This window comes from Bartonella sp. SL317, from assembly GCF_059687655.1.
In genome coordinates, this window is the sequence record NZ_CM185144.1 from 880,999 (window position 1) to 901,468 (window position 20,470).

12 protein-coding genes are annotated in these 20,470 nt (G+C 36.6%); 1 reads left to right on the forward strand and 11 read right to left on the reverse strand.

The window, feature by feature from the left end:
* The first annotated feature begins 4 nt into the window (after positions 1–4).
* Positions 5–328, forward strand: a complete 324-nt coding sequence (trxA, locus tag AC6ER9_RS04145) for a thioredoxin (protein ID WP_497075114.1) — start codon at positions 5–7, stop codon at positions 326–328.
* Positions 329–1,096: 768 nt separating this feature from the next.
* On the opposite strand, the gene tsaE is transcribed toward trxA, so the two are convergent.
* From tsaE to gyrB, 11 genes are all read right to left on the reverse strand, one after another.
* Positions 1,097–1,564, reverse strand: a complete 468-nt coding sequence (tsaE, locus tag AC6ER9_RS04150) for a tRNA (adenosine(37)-N6)-threonylcarbamoyltransferase complex ATPase subunit type 1 TsaE (protein ID WP_497075115.1) — start codon at positions 1,562–1,564, stop codon at positions 1,097–1,099.
* A 59-nt stretch (positions 1,565–1,623) separates the two neighbouring features.
* The gene (locus tag AC6ER9_RS04155; RefSeq protein WP_497075116.1) at positions 1,624–4,089 is read right to left on the reverse strand and encodes a PAS domain-containing sensor histidine kinase; all 2,466 of its coding nucleotides are present in this window, start codon (positions 4,087–4,089) and stop codon (positions 1,624–1,626) included.
* Between the two features lie 35 nt (positions 4,090–4,124).
* Positions 4,125–5,522: an adenosylhomocysteinase gene (ahcY, locus tag AC6ER9_RS04160; protein ID WP_497075117.1), complete on the reverse strand. Its 1,398-nt coding sequence runs from the start codon at positions 5,520–5,522 to the stop codon at positions 4,125–4,127.
* Positions 5,523–6,986: 1,464 nt separating this feature from the next.
* Positions 6,987–7,985 (reverse strand): complex I NDUFA9 subunit family protein, encoded by a 999-nt coding sequence (locus AC6ER9_RS04165; protein ID WP_497075118.1) that lies wholly within the window; start codon positions 7,983–7,985, stop codon positions 6,987–6,989.
* Between the two features lie 43 nt (positions 7,986–8,028).
* Positions 8,029–9,348, reverse strand: a complete 1,320-nt coding sequence (locus tag AC6ER9_RS04170; protein ID WP_497075119.1) for a bifunctional folylpolyglutamate synthase/dihydrofolate synthase — start codon at positions 9,346–9,348, stop codon at positions 8,029–8,031.
* Positions 9,349–9,352: 4 nt separating this feature from the next.
* On the reverse strand, positions 9,353–10,273 hold the full coding sequence (gene accD / locus AC6ER9_RS04175) for an acetyl-CoA carboxylase, carboxyltransferase subunit beta (RefSeq protein WP_497075120.1): 921 nt from the start codon (positions 10,271–10,273) through the stop codon (positions 9,353–9,355).
* A 1,014-nt stretch (positions 10,274–11,287) separates the two neighbouring features.
* A complete protein-coding gene (locus AC6ER9_RS04180; RefSeq protein ID WP_497075121.1) occupies positions 11,288–11,986 on the reverse strand; it encodes a sulfate transporter family protein in 699 nt (232 codons plus the stop codon).
* 1,948 nt (positions 11,987–13,934) lie between these two features.
* Complete coding sequence (coaBC, locus tag AC6ER9_RS04185; protein WP_497075122.1) at positions 13,935–15,356, reverse strand: bifunctional phosphopantothenoylcysteine decarboxylase/phosphopantothenate--cysteine ligase CoaBC; 1,422 nt, start codon at positions 15,354–15,356, stop codon at positions 13,935–13,937.
* Positions 15,357–15,415: 59 nt separating this feature from the next.
* Entirely contained in the window at positions 15,416–17,011 is a 1,596-nt protein-coding gene (gene ubiB / locus AC6ER9_RS04190) for a 2-polyprenylphenol 6-hydroxylase (protein WP_497075123.1), read from the reverse strand.
* 2 nt (positions 17,012–17,013) lie between these two features.
* A complete protein-coding gene (gene ubiE / locus AC6ER9_RS04195; RefSeq protein ID WP_497075124.1) occupies positions 17,014–17,796 on the reverse strand; it encodes a bifunctional demethylmenaquinone methyltransferase/2-methoxy-6-polyprenyl-1,4-benzoquinol methylase UbiE in 783 nt (260 codons plus the stop codon).
* 118 nt (positions 17,797–17,914) lie between these two features.
* Positions 17,915–20,347: a DNA topoisomerase (ATP-hydrolyzing) subunit B gene (gyrB, locus tag AC6ER9_RS04200; protein ID WP_497075125.1), complete on the reverse strand. Its 2,433-nt coding sequence runs from the start codon at positions 20,345–20,347 to the stop codon at positions 17,915–17,917.
* Between the last annotated feature and the right edge of the window lie 123 nt (positions 20,348–20,470).

The following is a 20,470-nucleotide window of genomic DNA, read 5'->3' on the forward strand; positions in this document are numbered from 1 at the left end:
ATTAATGACGTGTATAAAAGTTGATAAGGATAGTTTCGAAAGTGAAGTTTTAAGTTCTTCTACGCCTGTTGTGGTTGATTTTTGGGCAGAATGGTGTGGTCCATGCAAAATGATTGCTCCAATTTTGGATGAAATTTCAACGGAAATGCAAAATCAAGTCAAAATTGCTAAAGTAAATATTGATGAAAATCCGGAACTGGCGACCCAATATGGTGTGCGTTCTATCCCTACATTATTAATGTTTAAAAATGGAAATATCTCATCAAATATGGTTGGTGCTACCTCTAAAGGACGTCTTTCTGAGTGGATAAAGGATGGGCTTAGTTAATGCTATATATAGGGAACAATAAAGGAGAGTAACTTTATCTCTCCTTTTGACTCTCTAGGTATTGTTTTCTACAGTATATTGTCATAGCAATTCAATTAAATCAAAAAGTTAAAGCATTTATTTTAATGCTTTTAAGAATCCCTACGGTTAGGCATAATTCAATATTCAATGGATCATTTTTTATTAAAAAATTGTCCTGTATAAATAATGTAGACAGTCTCTTTTTTATATGCACACTAAGAATATGAGCTAAATGGATATTTTTTATTCTTAGATAAAGCTATCAAGATAGGGAGCCAACCCATAAAAACAAAAATCAATCGAGAAATAAAGAGACTTTTGAGGAGTTCTTGGCAAGCATAGAAAAAGATTTTAAGCAAAGATTTTAAAAATTTCTTTTCTGAAATTTGCAATTTTTAAGTCGAAAGAAGCAAGAAATACATTATAGGTGTGTCAATACTCTTCTGAGAAGGTTAACACTTTGATCTAAAATTCTTTTCTATGTTTCTCTCACATCAAAAGAGTTTTTTCAAAATCTTCAAAAAATATGAAAAACTCATTCTCTAAGAAAAACGTATTCATTCCTACCAATTAACGGAATTCTTTTGCACGTTGTGCCATTTTTATAAAAGAGTCAGTGTTTTGTCTCATCTTTATGGTTGGTGCATCCATGGGCTTCTTTATATTATGCATCATTTCAAATTTCATAGGGCTGTTAAGGCATTACCAACTAAACAATGATGATGCCTATGATCATGTCGATATTTTTTATGTGCGAATTGCAAAAGATTGTTGCAAACGTTCAATAGAATGTGGTGCTGATCTCAGTATCACATGACGCCCCTGTTCTTTATATTTTAAGGTGAGTGCAAAAGTAGCAAGCTCCAAAAGATCTGCACTTCTTTCTGGCCATTCAACAAGTAAAATGCTTTTTTCACGTGCTTCATAAAACCCTAATTCATCAATTTCTTCTGCCATAGAAAGGCGATAAAGATCAGCATGAATAATTTCACACTGTGGAAGTTGATAGCTTTGCACAAGGGTAAAAGTAGGGCTTGGAACATCCATAGTGTTATCGTTTGCAAGCGTTTGGATGATTGTCCGTGCAATGGTTGATTTTCCAGTTCCAAGATCTCCTTGCAGCGTCACAAGATCTCCCACCATTAAAGAAAAAGCTAAATTTTGTGCAAAAATCTTTGTTGCCTCTTCATTTTCAAGAAAAAAATTAAAATTCATTAGAACTTCCATGAAATGGGTAAAAAATTTTTTCTATAATAAAAGTTGAAAAGTTGAAATTAAAAAGTCTTCTCTTCTTTGAGGAGTGGAAAAAAACACTTAACAGTTGTTCCTTTTCCAGAACCAGTAATAATTTCAACATGCCCACCGTGTAGTTCAACGAAACTTTTCACGAGTGAAAGGCCAAGCCCCGCTCCCGCACGCCCACCATGGTGTGAATGGGAAGAAAAACGTTTAAAAATACGATCAAGAATGTCTTCAGGGATGTCAGGGCCCTCATTGTGAACGCTAAAAACAATGTTATCATCTTGTTCATAGACACAAAACTCAATAGTGCTTGCCTCTGTTGCAAAATTAATAGCATTACTTAAGACATTCACAAAAATTTGATGTAAGCGTTTTTCATCAGCAGAAATAGAGTTTAAAGAAGGAGAAATTTGTTGTAAAAGCGTAATATGACGTTCATTAAGGCGATCTTCTACACGGGTTACTGCTTGTATCACCGCACCAGCAATGTTCACTGATTTTATGTCTAACTCCATAATACCTGCATCAAGGGTGGCAAGATCAAGAATATCATTAACAATATTTAAAAGTGTTCCTGATTCTGAATGAATATGCCCAAGATATTCTTGTTGACGTTCATTGATAGAACCGAAAATTTGATCCCGTAGAATATCGGAAAATCCAATAATATTGGTGAGAGGTGTCCGCAATTCATAGGAAACATGTTGGACAAATTCATTGCGCAAACGATCAGCACTTTTTAATGCTTCATTTTTTTCTTGGAGAGCACGTGCAACATGGACAGTGTCTGTAACATTCACAAAAGTAAGCATCGTTTGTCCGTCGGGCAGAGGGACCAGAGTATAGTCAATAATCGTATCATTTTTAAGATCTATACGACCCGAATATGTTTCACGTTTTTCAGCAAAACCAGTAATAAATTTAGTAAATTGATCCCATTCTTTCCCCAAAGTTAAAGCTGAACAATGGCTTTGTAACTGTGTAATATGGGTTCCTTCTACCAGTAAATTATAAGGCAGAGACCACAATTTCGACAGGGCAGGATTCGATAAACGAAGGCGTCCATCAGTACCAAAAACAACGACACCTTCAGAAAGCTTATCAAGTGTTTCACCTTGTATTTTAATGAGTGTATTATAACGACGTTCAAGATCAATTTTTTCTGTAAGATTTTCGTAAAGCCACGTGACTCCTCCTTGTGGATGAGGGGTTGATATAACACGTACCGTGCGTCCATCTGGAAGATTCCAAATTTGTTGATTTGATTCTGTTTGCTGATAGGCTTTAAAAAGTTCCTCTTTCCATGCGCGCCAATCAGGGTGTTCAGCAATGAGCCCTTTTTCACGTAAATGTTCAAGAAACAATGTATGACTTGGTTCACTTTCTAAAAAGGAACTTTCCAATGGCCATAAAATTTTAAAAGCATGATTGCAGAATTTTAATTTTTGGTTTGTATCAAAAATAGCTACAGCTGTTGAGATTTGGTCAAGAGTTTCACAATGGCTTTGAAGAACATATTTTAATTCATGAGCAAGATTTTCATAGGCACTGTCATCACGTGCAAAAGCGGCCATCCCTTCGGCTGTTGTGAGACGTGTGAGGTGAAAACGATGCCGTTCTCCATCAATAACGGTGTAAACATGTTCTTGAAAAATTGTTTCTGTTTCATTTGTTTTGCATTGTGTATTTTCATTGAAAAGATCCCCCACTTCATCACTGCCTTCATGAAAGTCTGTCATTTCTCTAAAGGCGCGATTGATAAAACAAACTTTTCCTTCACAATCTTTTATCCATACTGGCTCTTGAATAAGATCAAGAAGATTACGCTGCATTCTCAGTTCAGTAAGAAGACGGGCAATATTTTTTTGTAAACGAGCATTTTCGCTCTGCTGTTTTGAGGTATCTTGAAAACGAGCAATGGCGACTGTTCCGGCAATAACCCCTGTAACATGTAGCAGCACATTATTTGTGGTGGTGATAGAAAGTTCAAAAGGGTGGCATTGAGAACGCAGTTGAGTCAATGTATAATCAAGTTCTCGCAGAGAGTTTTCTTCAACCCAGAGCTCAAAGCGCTGAAAATTTTGCTGATCAATACCTATTTTTTGCAATGTGGAAAGGGCACCAACGACACGAGGTAAGGTTGTTGGATTTTCCCAAATAAGAAGGAGTTGCTCAGTTTCCTCTAAAAGCCATTCATAATATTTAAGTTTTTCAGAAAAATCTGCCTGAATTATCTTCAAAGGTTTCTGTGCAGCTTTTTTTGTCTGCATAATAACAGCCATACACGTGAGAAATGAAGCACAAGCAATTCCTCCACACAACGCTAAAAGCAGCCATGGACCATTTGGCAACGTGAAGGAAAATGGTAAATGACCTTCCAACGACTGAGCACCAGCGCGTGTGGGAGACAAAAAGAAAAAAAGGCAAAATATATACGTATAGATTCGAATCATTTTTTGAGCTTTTTCTTTGGGGGTATGGTCACCAAAGCTGAGCACGATATTTTTCCCTTTTTAAAAGCCAAGGAAGCATTTTAATAACGGTAATGGTTTGGTTTATAAGGCCCTTGCGGTGTGACTCCAATATAAGCGGCTTGTTCTTCTGATAAAACAGTTAATTTTATTCCTAACCGATCAAGATGAAGACGTGCAACTTTTTCATCAAGATGTTTAGGCAAAATAGTGACTTCATTTCTATAGTGTTCTGCACGCGTAAAAAGTTCAATTTGCGCCAAAACTTGATTGGTAAACGAGGCTGACATGACAAAAGAAGGATGCCCCGTTGCATTACCGAGGTTTAATAAACGCCCTTCAGAGAGTAAAATGATGCGTTTTCCATCGGGAAAGGTGATCATATCAACTTGAGGTTTAATATTTATCCATGGCAAATTTCTAAGAGCTGCAACTTGGATTTCATTATCAAAATGACCAATATTTCCAAGAATACACATATCTTTTACTTGTCGCATATGGTCTAAACGGACAACATCTTTATTGCCTGTTGTTGTGATGATAATATCAGCACTGGAGGCAGCATCATCCAAATTAACAACCTCATAGCCATCCATCGCTGCTTGAAGAGCACAAATAGGATCAATTTCTGTTATTTTAACACGCGCTCCAGCACCCGAAAGAGATGCTGCTGAACCTTTTCCTACGTCGCCATAACCACAGACAATGGCTGTTTTCCCAGCGATCATCACGTCTGTCCCACGTCGAATACCATCGACCAATGACTCTTTACATCCATATTTATTATCAAACTTTGATTTCGTGACGCTATCATTAACATTAATAGCAGGAAAAGGCAGAAGTCCTTGCTTTTGTAATTGATAAAGACGGTTTACACCTGTTGTGGTTTCTTCGCTAACACCTTTAATTGCGGCGCACTGCCGTGTAAAAAATCCTGGCGTTGTATCCATACGTTTTTTGATTTGTTTGAAAAAAAATTCTTCTTCTTCTGTTTTGGGATGTGAGAGGATATCTTTATTTTGTTCGGCACGACTTCCCATTAAAATATAGTTTGTAGCATCAGCGCCATCATCTAAAATCATATTGGAAGGATTACCATCAGGCCATTGAAAAATTGCATCTATATAAGTCCAATATTCTTCCAATGTTTCACCCTTAACAGCAAATACAGGAATATCGGCTGCGGCAATAGCGGCAGCTGCATGATCTTGCGTAGAAAAAATATTGCTAGAGCTCCACCGTATATCCGCACCAATCGCTTTTAATGTTTCAATTAAAACAGCTGTTTGAATTGTCATGTGCAATGAGCCAGAAATACGCGCACCGCGCAAAGGTTGACTGGTGGAAAATTCTTTACGACAAGCCATCAAGCCAGGCATTTCAGTTTCCGCAATATCAAGTTCTTTACGACCATAAGCGGCAAGTGCAATATCTTTGACAACAAAATCTTGAGCTGTCATTCTTCATTCCTTTTAAATCAGTGTTTTGAAGAACGGTAGGAGAAATTAAAAAAAAATGCAAGACAAGAAAGAAGACTTCTTTATGTGAAAAAATACTTTTAAAATCTCTATAAATTTGTGTAACAAATATGCCCAGAATATATGCATTGATATTCCAGAATATGAGAAACTATAGCATCAACGAGATAAAAAACTATCTAAATATGCTTTAAATTCTGTTTTTTTATATAAATGATCATACTCTTTTCATGAAGAGAGCTATGATAGGTAAGAAAAAAGATAATCACTTTGGTGAAAGATAATGAATTATCTTAATATCTTTGTGTGTTGTTGATAATCAAGGTATGCAAAAAAACGATAATGCTATCATGTCCTTAAAGATATTCTCTAGACAAGGCGTTTTGGTATATTATCCTCAGTTTGATTTTTATGAATACGACATAGGGGACATATACAACTACTCATAAGATGCATTAATGGGAAGTGAGAGGTGTTCCTAATGTCATTTTCAAAGTATTTTATAAAAAAACCATGTCAATGTTATAGCGGAGATATTTTCATTTTTATGGGGGTATTTATTTAATAAAATCTGTGATGTTATCATGAAATTATTTTCAACCTGATTTTTACGAATATAACGCAGAAAAATTTATACAATTACCTGTAAGGATGAAAAAATATAAATCCAAATATGTGATTGCCATTATTTTGCAAAGGGAAAAAATCTGAAGCTTTTGCTCATAAAACTTGTGCAATCACTTGTAAAGGGACATCTCACTTTCATGCCATCGCGTGATTAAAACAAATGTTGAGAGGATTAAAGACATTCTATAAGCAATCCCAACTTTTTTATAAGCCAGAGTGAGGCAAGATAAATATTACTTTTAATAATCTCTAAAATGAAACATAATTTGATTTAAAAAAAGAAGGCATAAAAAGAAAAAAAAACTGTATCCTTGTCATGGAACTTTACAATTTGTAAAAATATGTAGAGAAATATCTTTTAAAGAATAAAAATGATGCATTGCTTCACAGTTTTTATGTCGGTTTTTTTACGGGATAATCAAAAACAGCATACTCTTATTCTACGCATTCATGCAGTTTTTTAAAAAGGCATTATTACCTTGTTTTAATTTCATTATTAAGCTTTTTAGAAAAATAATATAATGCAAAAGCCACTATGTTTTTATTTTTATATTTATGGATAGATAATCCAAATCCAGCTCTTCTGGATTCCCATGTTGCATTTGCTTTTGCTTGAAGATAATTTATAAGGAGTATTTTTTCCTATTCTTAACGATTTTTATCAAAAGAGCGGATATGCGAGGAGACACTTTTTTCAATACTGAACAGAGTATTAAAAGTGAAAAAACATTAATCTATTGAACACTCTAATTTTAAAGTAGCCAGCAACAAGCTATGAATTAAAAATCAAACAATTAATTCAGTTTGGAAAAATTTATTTTAGACGGTTAAGTTTTGGGAAAATTGACCATGTGGACGAAATCTCCAGAGATAATTTGGCAAGAAGGCAGCTATTGCTTTAGGAGTAATTCCCACACCTTCTAAGGTATTTCCATTTTCAATAGCTTCTTGAGAAATGATGTTATCCATTTGTAAAAAGCGTATCTGATTGGCTGTTACAAGTGTTGGTATAAAAGGTAATTTACCGATGGTTCCCAAAATTCCTCCAATTAACAGACCAGCAGAAAGAGGCATGGATAGGATGGTTTTTTTACGGTGAATAACTTTGAGTATAATTTCAAGAGCATTTTGGAAGGTGATAATCTGGGGACCACCAAGATCATAATTTTTTCCCCAAGCAACTTGTCCATCTAAAGCATGCGCGATAAACTCAGCAACATCACCAACATACACGGGTTGCAATTTACTTTGTCCTCCTCCGAAAAGAGGCATAATGGGTAAAAAACGTGAAAAATCTGCTAAGGTGTTAAAAAAACAATCTTCTGGTCCAAAAATAATGGATGGACGGATAATAATTGCTTGAGGGTGCTTGTTATGAACGATTTGCTCACCCATAAATTTAACACGTGCATAAAGACATGAAGCGTTCTCGTTGGCTACAAGTGTTGACATATAGATAAGTGGAATACCAGCTTCTGCTGTTAATTCAGCAACATTGTGAGCACCATCAATTTGTATGTTTTTGAAATTTGATTGATTTGCTTGTTTTAAACTACCTGGCAAAAACACTGCAGCATCAGCTCCACGCAATGCGCGTACAACAGAGGCACGATGCTTGATATCTGTTTTCAGCATTTGGGTTTGTCCTACTTCTCCTATTTGGAGCATGTAATAAGCTTTTTGTGGATAACGAACAGCGATACGAACACGATATCCCCGTTTAGTCAAAGCCTCAACGACATGGCGTCCTACAAAACCAGATCCACCAAAAACAGTAATAAGTTTAGGATTTTGATAAAGTGCACGATCAAATTGCATAGTTAAAAAGTCTATCTTTCAAAGCTTTAAAAATAGCTAATTTCTAACATGGTGGTGTTTTATTGTCACGTAAAATATCGCCTGCAAGATAAAGAGATCCTCCAATAAGGAGAATAGCCTCTTTATATTCCATCTTAATTTTATGCAAAGCACCTTGTAAGTGCGTTTGAGGGGATGCACAGATTCCTGCTTTTTGGGCTGATTCAGCTAAGTTTATGGGACAGATACTGGCATTATTGTTAATAAGTGGTATCGTATACACTTTATCAACAAGGTTTGCTAAAGGACGAAAATAACCGACAGCATCTTTGGTATTAAGCATGCCAGCAATCATAATAATAGGACGATTTATTTTTTTTCTCCATTGCGTAAGTTCTAAAGCAATAGCTTTTCCAGCAGCAGGGTTGTGACCACCATCGAGCCATAAATCAATATTAGGGGATAATTGATCAACCAAATATCCATGGGTTAAATGTTGCATCCGTGCGGGCCAATAAATATTTTTTAAAGCGTCATTGATGATTTGTTCTGAAAGTTGAAAACCTGCTTGATAGACTGCTTCAAGAGCAGCACCAGCATTGGCAACTTGGTGATCTCCAATGAGGTTAGGAAGGGAAAGATCCATGAGGCCTTGATTGTTTTGAAAAACCATACGTCCATGTTCTTTATAGCTTTGATAATCTTGATCAAAGAGAGAATAAGGTGCTTTATTTTTATCAGCAAGGGGTATTAAAGTAGAAAGAGTTTCCTCATAATTTTGCTTACCGATAACCACAGGAACGTTTGGTTTGATAATTCCCCCTTTTTGAAAAGCAATTTGAGAAATTGTGTTCCCAAGAAAGTTCTCATGATCATAATCAATGGGCATAATAAGCGATACAGCTGGTTTGTTAATGACATTGGTTGCATCAAAACGTCCTCCCAACCCAACTTCTAAAATAACAACATCAGCTGGATGTAACTTAAACAGAATAAAGGCAGCGACTGTAAAAATTTCAAAAATAGTAATTGGCTCTTGATGATTGACGGTTCTAATTTCACGGATTGTCTCAGCCAATAGACTTTCTGTAACAAGCTTTCCTCCTCCTTTTTGACCTAACCGACAGCGTTCGTTCCAGTTGACAAGATGAGGTGAGCTATACATATGAACACAGTAGCCTGCACTTTCTAAAAGGGCACGGCAAATTGCTGAGGCAGATCCTTTGCCATTTGTTCCAGCAATATGAATAATAGGAGCAAGTTTTAAATGTGGATTACCAAGACGTTCTAAAAGGCGCACAATACGGCCTAAAGAAAGATCAAACTTTTTCGGATAATTCTTTAGTAAATCATCCACCACCCTTTGCACTTGACTGTTTGGCATAAATTTAAGCTGCTTTTGTTGTCGAAAGCGATGTTTGAGGGTCTGTGGGGGATGGGGTGGAAGGATTAATAACAGCAGGATGTTTCATCATTAAGCGTAAAAGACGTGCAATGGTTGTTTTCATTTCTAAGCGCGATACAACCATGTCAATCATACCATGTTCGAGCAGATATTCACTACTTTGAAAACCTTCTGGTAGAGTTTCACGTATAGTTTGTTGAATCACACGTGGACCAGCAAAACCAATCATAGCGCCAGGTTCAGCAATGTGAATATCGCCAAGCATAGCATAAGAAGCAGTAACACCGCCGGTGGTTGGATTGGTCAGAACAACAATATAGGGAAGTTTTGCTTCTTTCAGCATTTCAATCGCTACGGTTGTACGGGGCATTTGCATCAATGAGAGTGTTCCTTCTTGCATGCGTGCACCACCAGAAGCAGCAAAAAGAACCAACGGACGCCTTTCCGCAATGGCGGTATCAAAAGCTTTGATAATAGCTTCTCCTGAAGCCATGCCGAGAGATCCACCCATAAAGGCGAAGTCTTGAACGGTTGCAATAATGGGTAAGCCTTCAATCGTACCGCGTGCACTTAAAATATTGTCATCAACACCAAGTTTAGAGCGATAATCTTTTAACCGGTCAATATACCGTTTTTCATCGCGAAACTTTAAAGGATCAGTGACAACTTTTGGATTTTCAAGAGCTGTATAGGAACCATCATCAAAAAAATGCATGAGACGATTTTTGGCACTGATACGCATATGATGTCCAGAATTGGGAGCCACAAATTGATTAGATTCCAAATCTTTATGGAAGATCATTTCACCATTGGTAGGATCTTTAATCCACAGATTTTCTGGAATTTCACGGCGTCTCAATATAGAGTTAATTTTAGGACGAACATAATTTGTAATCCAGTTCATCTTTATAGCCTTCCTTTAAATATTATACATCTTTTGCATGATTTGAAAAAATATAGAATTTAGGCAGTCATATTTGCTTTTCTGGTTGAAGAAAATGAGTCTATTTAATACTTTCATCTGCGCAGGTATAGCTTTAACTGCATTATTTGTTTATTTTTAATCTTTTCAATACTATAATAATCATATGAACAAAGATTATTCCCTATAAAAAATTTCTTAGAAGTTTTAAGAACTCACATGTTTTATTTTTTGACGTTGGTATTAAAACTCGCCTCTTACGCTGGTTAACAAACAGCCTGTTTTCTTTTAATAAAAACACCTCTCCCGTTAATCACTAATATCAACAGCCCTAAAGCAAAGAAATCGTATAATACAAAACCTTAATAAGGCCACACTAACCTGTTAAAGACAATGAATATGATAATGTTATGTTAGCGAAACGCGAACATCAGAGCAAGATTTTTTTCAAACGGTTTTCTTAAAGCGCGTGCGTTTCATATAAAATAAAGCATCCAAAAAAATATCATTTTTATTGTGCATTCACGCATTGTTAGATTTAACAGTTTTACATATTCCAAAAATTCTCTCATGATTAGTTCCTATGAAGAGTATATCCTTTCTATGAAAGGTATAAAATCCATAAGCTCTCCTATTTTTACTGGAATAGAAGGTACAAACCAATATTTTCATACTCTTTTCTGCTTTCCAATGTGACAACAATTCTTGCGTTTGAGAATATTAATGAGTGATATTTTATACCTTTTTAAAAATGCTTTTATCCACACTCCGTCCTCGTTTATGATATCTCAACAAATGATTTTAATTGATTTAATATGAATAGGGGTGAAATGAGAAAGCCTTATGATATTTAGGTTTTTCACTCATGTTGTGAAATGATAAATGATCATTATCAATCAATATATTGATTTAAGTGAAATATAAGATTTTATAGTATGTTTTTTTGACGGAAAAGTTTTATTAAGTTCACGAAACCTTATTTTTGAGTGATGCGTTCTATGTTTTTTGGGAAAGCATTTTGTGTAAATGTGTCATAAAGGCAGCTGCAAAAAGCGGTGTGGCTAAATTAAGAATGGGAATCGAAACAAAAATTGCGATCAACAATCCAGCGCCAAAAACCGTTGTATAATGGGTATGTAAAAATGCGCGCGCATTTTGTTCTGTTCGAAAACGATAAGCTGCAAACAAGAAATACTCATGCCCAAGCAAATAACCGTTAATAACATAAAAAGCAATCAAATTAACACCTGGTATGAAGAATAAAATAAAAGCAATTCCATTACCAAGAAGGCTTAAAATAACAAATTTAAAGGAGAGAACAAGAGAACGCCCAAGAGGCATAGCTTGACCAAGAGGCTCATTTGGATAATCTTGCCTTTCGATGATTTCAGCAGCAGAGTCAATGAAAAAACTACCAATCATAGCTGTGATGGGGGCAATAAAAAAAGCCAATAAAAGAGCCAAACCAAGATTAAAGATGATAAGCATGCTAAATCCCAACCACCCTGCCCAACTTGGAAGACCAGGAAGAAACTGAGCAATCCAAGGCCAAAAGTAAGACATAAAAAGTTGGTGCACACATAACCATAAAATGGCGAGTACGAAAAAAGTAACCCCCAATGCTTTAAGTATCATAATACGATATTGCGAGGTCACAAGACGTTGTAAAGCACGATAGGCAGCGGTAAAAATCATAGATTAATAAATTAAGAAAATAAGAAGAAAAAACAAGAAATACATTTAAAGAAAGAAGGTGTTGTGTAATTTTTATTGCTTGAATGACATGCTCTATTTTCAATAACATTAAAGCAATATATCGATATTGCTTTATAAAAAAGAGAATTTTCCACCTTTATATATTATTAAAATACAAGATAAATTTTTTTATAGAATAGATAAAATAAGCAACCAAAACAAAGAAACGACTAGAGCTGCTGCTTAGTTTACAATAAAGTTTAAATAAATAGAAATTTTTAATTTTAAAAAACCGAGCAGAATTTAAGAGCCAACCATTATAGCAGAATTTTTAAATATTTTTGTACAAAGTTTAGCTGATTGCGCTTACATGACATATGGAAGAAATTAAAGGTTAAGAGATAGTTAGTAGTTCTTATAACTTCTATTTATTCAGTAGAGTTGTCTAATTTTGTTTATCTACATTCTTGCTTATTTTTGCATAATGTTCCATGCTTTTCTATCATTGGGTGTGGCGCATTTTTGTTTTCGCTTTTATCCAAAATAATCTTGAGGTTAATGGAATAAGGGTAATGTAGTTGCACTGGAGATATTCTGATTTTGTGCAATAGAGTGACTCATATGTTAGCGCAATGGGAAAAGAAAGGAGCTTAAACGATCCATATCCTATGAAAAGCAATTTCTTGAGAAGAAGCAAAGAGAGGGAGATGTCACTGATGATTAAAAATGATGAAATTTTAAGTTTTAAAAGTTGGATAATAAAACTTCATTGAAGAATTTTTCATACAAATGATGCATTGGAACGGATAATTTTTTAGATCATCACATCATTGATTTATGAAGAGAATTGATCATCTTCAACTTGAATAAGTAAAAATATTCTCTCAAATTTTCATCTTTACAATCAAAAAATCATTTATTTGTACATTAAATCTTTTTTATAAAAGACTAACAATTCTTCTCATGAATGGTCATAGTATAAGGACATTATGAATTTTGGAGGCTCTGATACATCGGAGGGGTTATACACTTAAATATTAAAGGCCTATCATTGAGAGGATGATACTGTTTGTGTCATAATCTTTATAGATATTAATACAATGAATTTTCTGTACACTCTTTATGAGTGTTATTACGAAATATGATGAAAATTACATTGATATGTAATAATATATCGATTTACAATAATATATTATTTTATATCTCATAAAGTATAATAAGAGTGCCAAAAAAGGCAGTAATATTTTCTCATTTCAGTGGCTCTTATCATGGAAATAATTAAAACTACACAAATAGAACTTATGTGAGGATAAAAACATTTAAGAAATAAAATTTATAAATTTTCTTCAGTACAAGAGCTTTCGTAAAATTGAAGGGTGGCAAATGAGCGTTCCAGCTTGTATTTTATAAGCTTGAGAGATAGTGGTGTAAAAGATTCTATTCTTTATGAAGGAGATTCTATTCTTTATGAAGGATAGGGTAAGATGTTTTTTAAAAAGAAACATCTCTCAACGTGCGTCACACCCATTTCACAACAGCGCCTGTGAATGGGATAAGGATAAAGCTTCTGTGAATACTATAAATTATAGGGCACTTTTTTACGCTTAGCAAAAGACTACGCGGGCACCATCATACACTTATTCTCAAATGTTGCGATAGTTTTTGAGACATTTCACTATAGGCTGTTTTAGTTTTTTCTTAAACGTTTTGTATTCATACAGTTGTGCTCGTTCATATCGTGAAAGAAAATGGTTTTGATTACTACAATATAGAAAGGATTTTAAATAAGAGAACCTTACGATATTTAGGATTCCCATTAAAGTTGAATAATTATAGATTACCATTATAAATTAATGTGTTAGCTAGTCTAATAAAGATTGATAGACATTTTCGTGTATTCAAAAGTTCAGTTCTTATTTTATGAAATGTTTTAGCGTTTTAAAATTTATTATTTGAAATGGGATTTCTTTTCTTCATGAAGAGTAAGCATCTGGGGGGCAAAAAATGATACAATCATGTTTGCTAACTTTTGTGCTATGTTATTTTTACTCATAAGAGGCCATTTTTCGACTTTTTCTTTACTTATGAGATAAATTTGATTTGTATCAGCACCCATGACACTTGTGCCATCTGGTTGAAGAGAAATATCATTAGCCAAAATAAAATCAGCACCTTTTTCGCTATATTTTTTTTGCGCATTCGTAATGATATCACAAGTTTCAGCAGCAAAACCAATGACCAATGGGGGGCGGTTTGGAGCATGCCCAATTGTTGCCAAAATATCAGGATTTTCGACCATATGAAGGGGTGGTGGTGTTTTATGAGCATTCTTTTTAATTTTTTGTGAAGATTGCGTCTGACTGCGCCAGTCACAAACAGCGGCAACAAAGATAGCACCATCCGCAGGCAATGCTTCTTGAACGGCTTGTAGCATCTGTTGTGCTGTTTCAACATGAATGGTTTTTACTTCTTGTGGATCTGCAAGATTAACAGGTCCACAGACAAGTGTTACTTTTGCCCCCAAATGCGCAAGAGCGGTTGCAATGGCATGACCTTGTTTACCGGAAGATCGATTAGCAATATAGCGCACGGGATCAATAGGTTCATGAGTAGGTCCAGAGGTAACGATGAAATGGCGGCCAGAGAGAGGTTTTTCATGCACATTCAAAAGAGCCTCTATGGCAGCGACAATGGTTAAGGGTTCACTCATTCGTCCATAGCCTGTCTCGTCACGTTCAGCCATATTTCCGCTTTCTGGTCCGATAATATGAACGCCATCTGCACGTAATTGTGCAACATTGCGAACAGTGGCTGGATGTGCCCACATGGCTGGATTCATAGCGGGAGCAATTAAGAGTGGACAGCGTGCTGCTAAAAGGATGCAATCGGTGAGATCATCTCCTATGCCATGGGCTATTTTCGCGATGCGATTGGCTGTAGCAGGGGCTAAAATAATGAGATCTGCATCACGGGCTAGTCGGATATGTCCGATATCATGTTCTTCTTCGCGTGAAAATAAATCAGTATATACCCTACCACTGTTGAGAGCTTCAGCGGCTAAAGGCGTAATAAATTTTTGTGCTGCTTTTGTCATGACGACGTTTAAGTGTGCTCCACGTTCTTTTAAACGACGAATGAGATCAAGCGCTTTATAGGCCGCAATACTACCCCCAATAATAAGAAGGAGTGATTTTGATTGCAATGATTGCAATTCAATGCCACTTGCTTGAGAAGAGAGTATCGTTGGAGTGATAGGATTGCTGAGAAGGCGGCGCGCTTCTTCTTCCATAGAAACACTATTTTGCGCGGCACGTATACGCAAAGCTTCCTTAACTTCAGGCGAGAGATTACGAATAGTAAGACTAGCCATAAAATACCTCTAAGAAATAAAATGATTGCAATGATTTCATTACTGATATTTTTAGCACATTAAGAAGATGAGAAAAGATAAAAAAAGTAAAAAGTGAAAAAAACGCAACAAAGCGCAATGATGAAAATGCTATAACGACTATAACGGTTTTGACGACTTTGTTCGATAGCTAGTTGTTTGAGGGTCGCAGGAGAAAGATTAACCCCTGTTTTTCTTATTTGATTACAATCTTCTTCTATACGTTGAAAATTTTGTATCAATTGTGGTGTTTTGCGTGCCAGAGCAAGAATAGCTTGCGCTCCTTCACTAAAGTCTTTTGCAATACCTATGGGGCCTAAATTTTTATTAATCCATTCTCTGACAACGGGTTCAGAAGCTTTCCACATATTAAAATTGGGGTCTAATGTACGGGAAACACCTTCCACAACAACCATTGTTTTTTGCAATAATAAAAGTTCAGGTCGTGTTTGCATGTCAAACAATTCTGTTACTTCAAACAACAAGGTGAGCAACTTAGCCATGGAAATACTCTGTGCTGATTGACCGTGAATTGGTTCACCAATTGCGCGATTGGCTTGCGCAAAGCTTTCAATATTATGGTGTGAAGGGACATAACCTGCTTCAAAGTGAGCGCGTGCTACCCGATGGTAATCGCGGGTAATAAAGCCGTAAAGAATTTCAGCAAGGAAATGCTTTTCTTTTTTTCCAAGCCTTCCGGTAATGCCTAGATCAACAGCAACAATACATCCATCTGAATCTACAAATAAATTACCAGGATGCATATCGGCATGAAAAAAACCATCACGCAATGTGTGACGTAGAAAAGATTGAATAAGTGTAATGGCAAGTGCCTGTAGATCAAATCCTGCTTCTTTGAGTTTGGAAATTTCGGATATTCTTATACCATCAATCCATTCCATGGTGAGAACATTACGTCCTGTTCTTTCCCAATCAATTTTTGGCACCCGAAAGCCTGTATCCTGTTGAATATTTTCAGCCATTTCAGATATAGCTGCTGCTTCTAAGCGTAGATCCATTTCAAGACGTGTTGTTTGTGCTAAAGTATCGACCACACGAACAGGGCGCAACCTTCGAGAGGCAGGGATGTAGCGTTCTTGTAAATGCGCAATGAGATAGAAACCTCTAAGATCTTTAGAAAAACGTGCTCTGATATTGGGACGAATGACTTTTACGGCACACTTTTTCTTATGACCGGTTTCATCACTATATTCAGCTGGATGAACTTGAGCGATAGAAGCAGCGGCAATGGGGGGATAAAAATTGACGAATAAATCATCAATAGAGCGACCAAGAGAACTTTCAATTTGAGCAATAGCAGCGGGGCAAGAAAATGTTTGGACGCGATCTTGTAGTTGGGATAAATCGTCTGCAACATCTCGTCCGACAATATCAGGTCTTGTGGCAAGAAATTGACCAAGTTTTATGTAAGAGGGTCCAAGCTTATTGATGGCATGCGAAATATTTTCAGATCGCTTTTTCTTTTTCGTTTTGCGTCGCGCTAATGCACCCGCTATACGATGACATAATGCAGGAAATCCTCGCAACTCATGATGGGGGAGAGCACTTAAAACACCTTCACGCGCTAAAACCCATCCTGCACGCATCAATTGAAAGTAGGGAGAAATTTGCACCATTTTTAAATTTTCCAACCTGAATGCAGCGCTGCAATTGCACCAGTGAGATTGCGGTACGATACGCGCGAAAATCCCGCCTGCTTGATCATATGGGCAAAATCATCTTGTTTGGGAAATTTGCGAATAGATTCAACCAAATAACGATAGGCATCGCCATCATTTGCAATAAATTGACCCAGCTTAGGGATAGCATGGAAAGACCAAAGATCATAAATTTTATCAAGCAAAGGCATCTCGACATTTGAAAATTCTAAACATAAAAAACGTCCACCGGGTTTTAAAACACGAAAAGCTTCTCTAAGGGCTTGATCAATATGAGGAACATTGCGAATTCCAAAAGCAATCGTGTAAGCGTCAAAGCTCTGATCTTCAAAGGGAAGATGCTCTGCATTGGCTTCAACAAAATCAATCAGAGGGGAAAGACCATTTTTTTGTGCACGCTTTTTTCCAATACTGAGCATTGAGCCATTAATATCAAGCACTGTCGCATGGGCTTTTTGGCGTGAAGCATTAAGGATACGGAAAGCGATATCACCTGTACCGCCAGCGACATCAAGAACTTTCCAATGAGAAAGCGCTGGTGGAGCAAGCCATGCAATCATGGAATTTTTCCACACACGGTGCAGCCCTAAGGATAAGATATCATTCATCTTGTCATAATTTTCAGCAACAGAATGAAACACACCATCAACCATGGATTGTTTTTGTGTTTCATCAACTTTTTTAAAACCAAAAGAGTGTTCCATGCCACCTTCGATTCCTACACGTTCTGTTTCAGCTGCCATGTATATGACCTTCCTTATTTTTCTTTTATCGTAAATGAAAGAGAGAGAGAATGTTCAAATACGAAAAAAACAACGTATAAAACTGCAACAGTTATAGAGCCAAAGTAGAAGAGTACCTTTAGATATCAAGATTGGCAACGCTTAAGGCATTGTCTTGAATAAAAATGCGTCTAGGTTCAACTTCATCCCCCATGAGACGAGAAAAGAGTGAATCTGCATCGGTTGCATCATTAATTTTTACTTGTAAAAGAGAACGCGCATTGGGATCAAGGGTTGTTTCCCAAAGCTGTTCAGCATTCATTTCTCCAAGACCTTTATAACGTTGAAGAGTAATACCCTTTTTACCGTTTGTAAAAATGCTCTCTAAGAGGCTCATAGGGCCAAAAATCTGCTCCGTTTTCTCTTTGCGGCGTAACAGAACAGGGGGATGATATATGTCGATAAAACTTTGGGAGATGCGATCAATTTGACGGGCATCTGTTGAGTTTATAAGTCCCACATCAAGTGTGATAACATCTTTAACGCCACGCAAAGTACGCTCAAAACACAAACTTCCATCTTCTGTATATTGTCCACTCCATCCTTGTTCCATATCATCAGCAATCAGATTAAGACGGTGCGCGACTGCATCTGCTATTTTTTGCGCTTTTTCTTGTGTTGCAAAGGCTTCAAGGTTAAAAGCGCCAACAATGGCAGCTTGTTCAACAATATTGCGATCATAACGAGTATGAAGACCATTTAAAAGTTGACGTAAAACACGAGCATCTTTAGCAAGTTGATACAAATCTGCCCCTGCACGAACTTCTCCCGTTGCAAGCTCAAGTGTTGTTTCTTCTAGTCCCGTATCGAGCAAGAATTCTTCAAAAGCTACTTCATTTTTAATATATTGAGAAGATTTTCCACGCGATACTTTATAAAGAGGTGGTTGAGCAATATAAAGATGTCCACGTTCAATCAATTCAGGCATTTGTCTAAAAAAGAAAGTGAGCAGCAGAGTGCGGATATGGGCTCCATCAACGTCCGCATCCGTCATGATAATAATCTTATGATATCGTAATTTATCGGGTGAAAATTCATCTTTACCAATAGACGTTCCAAGAGCAGTAATCAGTGTTCCGATCATATCAGATGAGAGCATACGGTCGAAGCGTGCTCGCTCAACATTGAGAATTTTACCGCGGAGAGGTAAAATTGCTTGATTTTGACGTGAGCGTCCACTTTTTGCTGAACCGCCCGCCGAATCTCCCTCAACAATAAAGATTTCTGATTTTGCAGGATCACGTTCTTGGCAATCGGCAAGCTTTCCTGGCAGAGAGGTGATATCAAGCGCTCCTTTTCGCCTTGTAAGCTCACGTGCTTTGCGTGCGGCTTCACGTGCTGTTGCAGCTTCCACCACTTTACTAATGAGCAGCTTTGCTTCATTAGGATGTTCTTCCAGCCATATTGAAAGACCTTCATTGACCAAATTTTCAACGACAGGGCGCACTTCAGAAGAAACCAATTTGTCTTTTGTTTGTGAAGAAAATTTGGGATCCGGAACCTTTACAGAAAGAATAGCTGTTAATCCTTCACGGCAGTCATCACCAGTTAAATTCACTTTTTCTTTTTTGGCAATTCCTGAAGATTCAGCATAACCATTAATTTGACGCGTAAGAGCGCTTCGAAAACCAATCAAATGTGTCCCACCATCACGCTGAGGAATATTATTGGTAAAACATAAAACTTTTTCATGGTAGGAATCATTCCACCATAGGGCAACATCAACGCTCATGCCATCTTTTTCACTTGCAATGTAGATAGGAGTATCAAGCAGCGGTTTTTTTGATTGATCAATATATTTGACAAATTCTATTAATCCACCTTCATAATGCAATGCAACGGATTGAATATCAGCATGACGCTCATCAACAAGAAGGATATGAACCCCAGAATTGAGAAAGGCCAATTCCCGTAAACGGCGTTCTAAAGTTTCAAAATCAAACTCAACCATCGTAAAGGTTTCAGAACTTGGTAAAAATCTGATTTCTGTTCCACTCTCTTGATCACAATCGCCAATAATTTTCAAGGGAGCATCAGCCACCCCATGGGTAAATGATATTTCATGAATTTTACCATTTCGCTTTATTTTCAATTTAAGCCAAACGGAGAGTGCATTTACAACAGAGACACCAACACCGTGCAATCCACCTGAAACTTTATAAGAATTTTGATCAAATTTTCCACCAGCATGAAGTTGTGTCATAATAACTTCAGCGGCAGAAATGCCTTCTGTTGGATGAATATCTGTTGGAATTCCACGTCCATTATCACGAACAGAACAAGAACCATCAGCATGGAGTGTAACATTTACAAGAGTAGCATGACCAGCTAAAGCTTCATCGATAGCATTGTCGACAACTTCATAGACCATATGGTGTAACCCCGATCCATCATCAGTATCACCGATATACATACCAGGACGTTTGCGTACAGCATCAAGACCTTTGAGAACTTTAATGGAAGCGGCACCATAGTCATTATTTTGTTCCGGTGAGGTTATTTCATCACTCATAAAGTTAGTCCATTTCTGTGTTCAATTTACAATATTCTATCTGCATTGTTTAAAGCACAATGTTCTGATTAGTTATTTATGGAATAACCACATTAAACATTTACCGTATATCAGCTCTAGATT

Excerpts from the sequence above, each read along its gene's own strand:
- ubiE (WP_497075124.1), bottom strand. The coding sequence starts at position 17,796 with ATGGCAGCTGAAACAGAACGTGTAGGAATCGAAGGTGGCATGGAACAC.
- AC6ER9_RS04170 (WP_497075119.1), bottom strand. The coding sequence starts at position 9,348 with ATGCCAAACAGTCAAGTGCAAAGGGTGGTGGATGATTTACTAAAGAAT.
- AC6ER9_RS04180 (WP_497075121.1), bottom strand. The coding sequence starts at position 11,986 with ATGATTTTTACCGCTGCCTATCGTGCTTTACAACGTCTTGTGACCTCG.
- ubiB (WP_497075123.1), bottom strand. The coding sequence starts at position 17,011 with ATGGTGCAAATTTCTCCCTACTTTCAATTGATGCGTGCAGGATGGGTT.
- coaBC (WP_497075122.1), bottom strand. The coding sequence starts at position 15,356 with ATGGCTAGTCTTACTATTCGTAATCTCTCGCCTGAAGTTAAGGAAGCT.
- trxA (WP_497075114.1), top strand. The coding sequence starts at position 5 with ATGACGTGTATAAAAGTTGATAAGGATAGTTTCGAAAGTGAAGTTTTA.
- tsaE (WP_497075115.1), bottom strand. The coding sequence starts at position 1,564 with ATGAATTTTAATTTTTTTCTTGAAAATGAAGAGGCAACAAAGATTTTT.
- accD (WP_497075120.1), bottom strand. The coding sequence starts at position 10,273 with ATGAACTGGATTACAAATTATGTTCGTCCTAAAATTAACTCTATATTG.
- ahcY (WP_497075117.1), bottom strand. The coding sequence starts at position 5,522 with ATGACAGCTCAAGATTTTGTTGTCAAAGATATTGCACTTGCCGCTTAT.
- gyrB (WP_497075125.1), bottom strand. The coding sequence starts at position 20,347 with ATGAGTGATGAAATAACCTCACCGGAACAAAATAATGACTATGGTGCC.
- AC6ER9_RS04165 (WP_497075118.1), bottom strand. The coding sequence starts at position 7,985 with ATGCAATTTGATCGTGCACTTTATCAAAATCCTAAACTTATTACTGTT.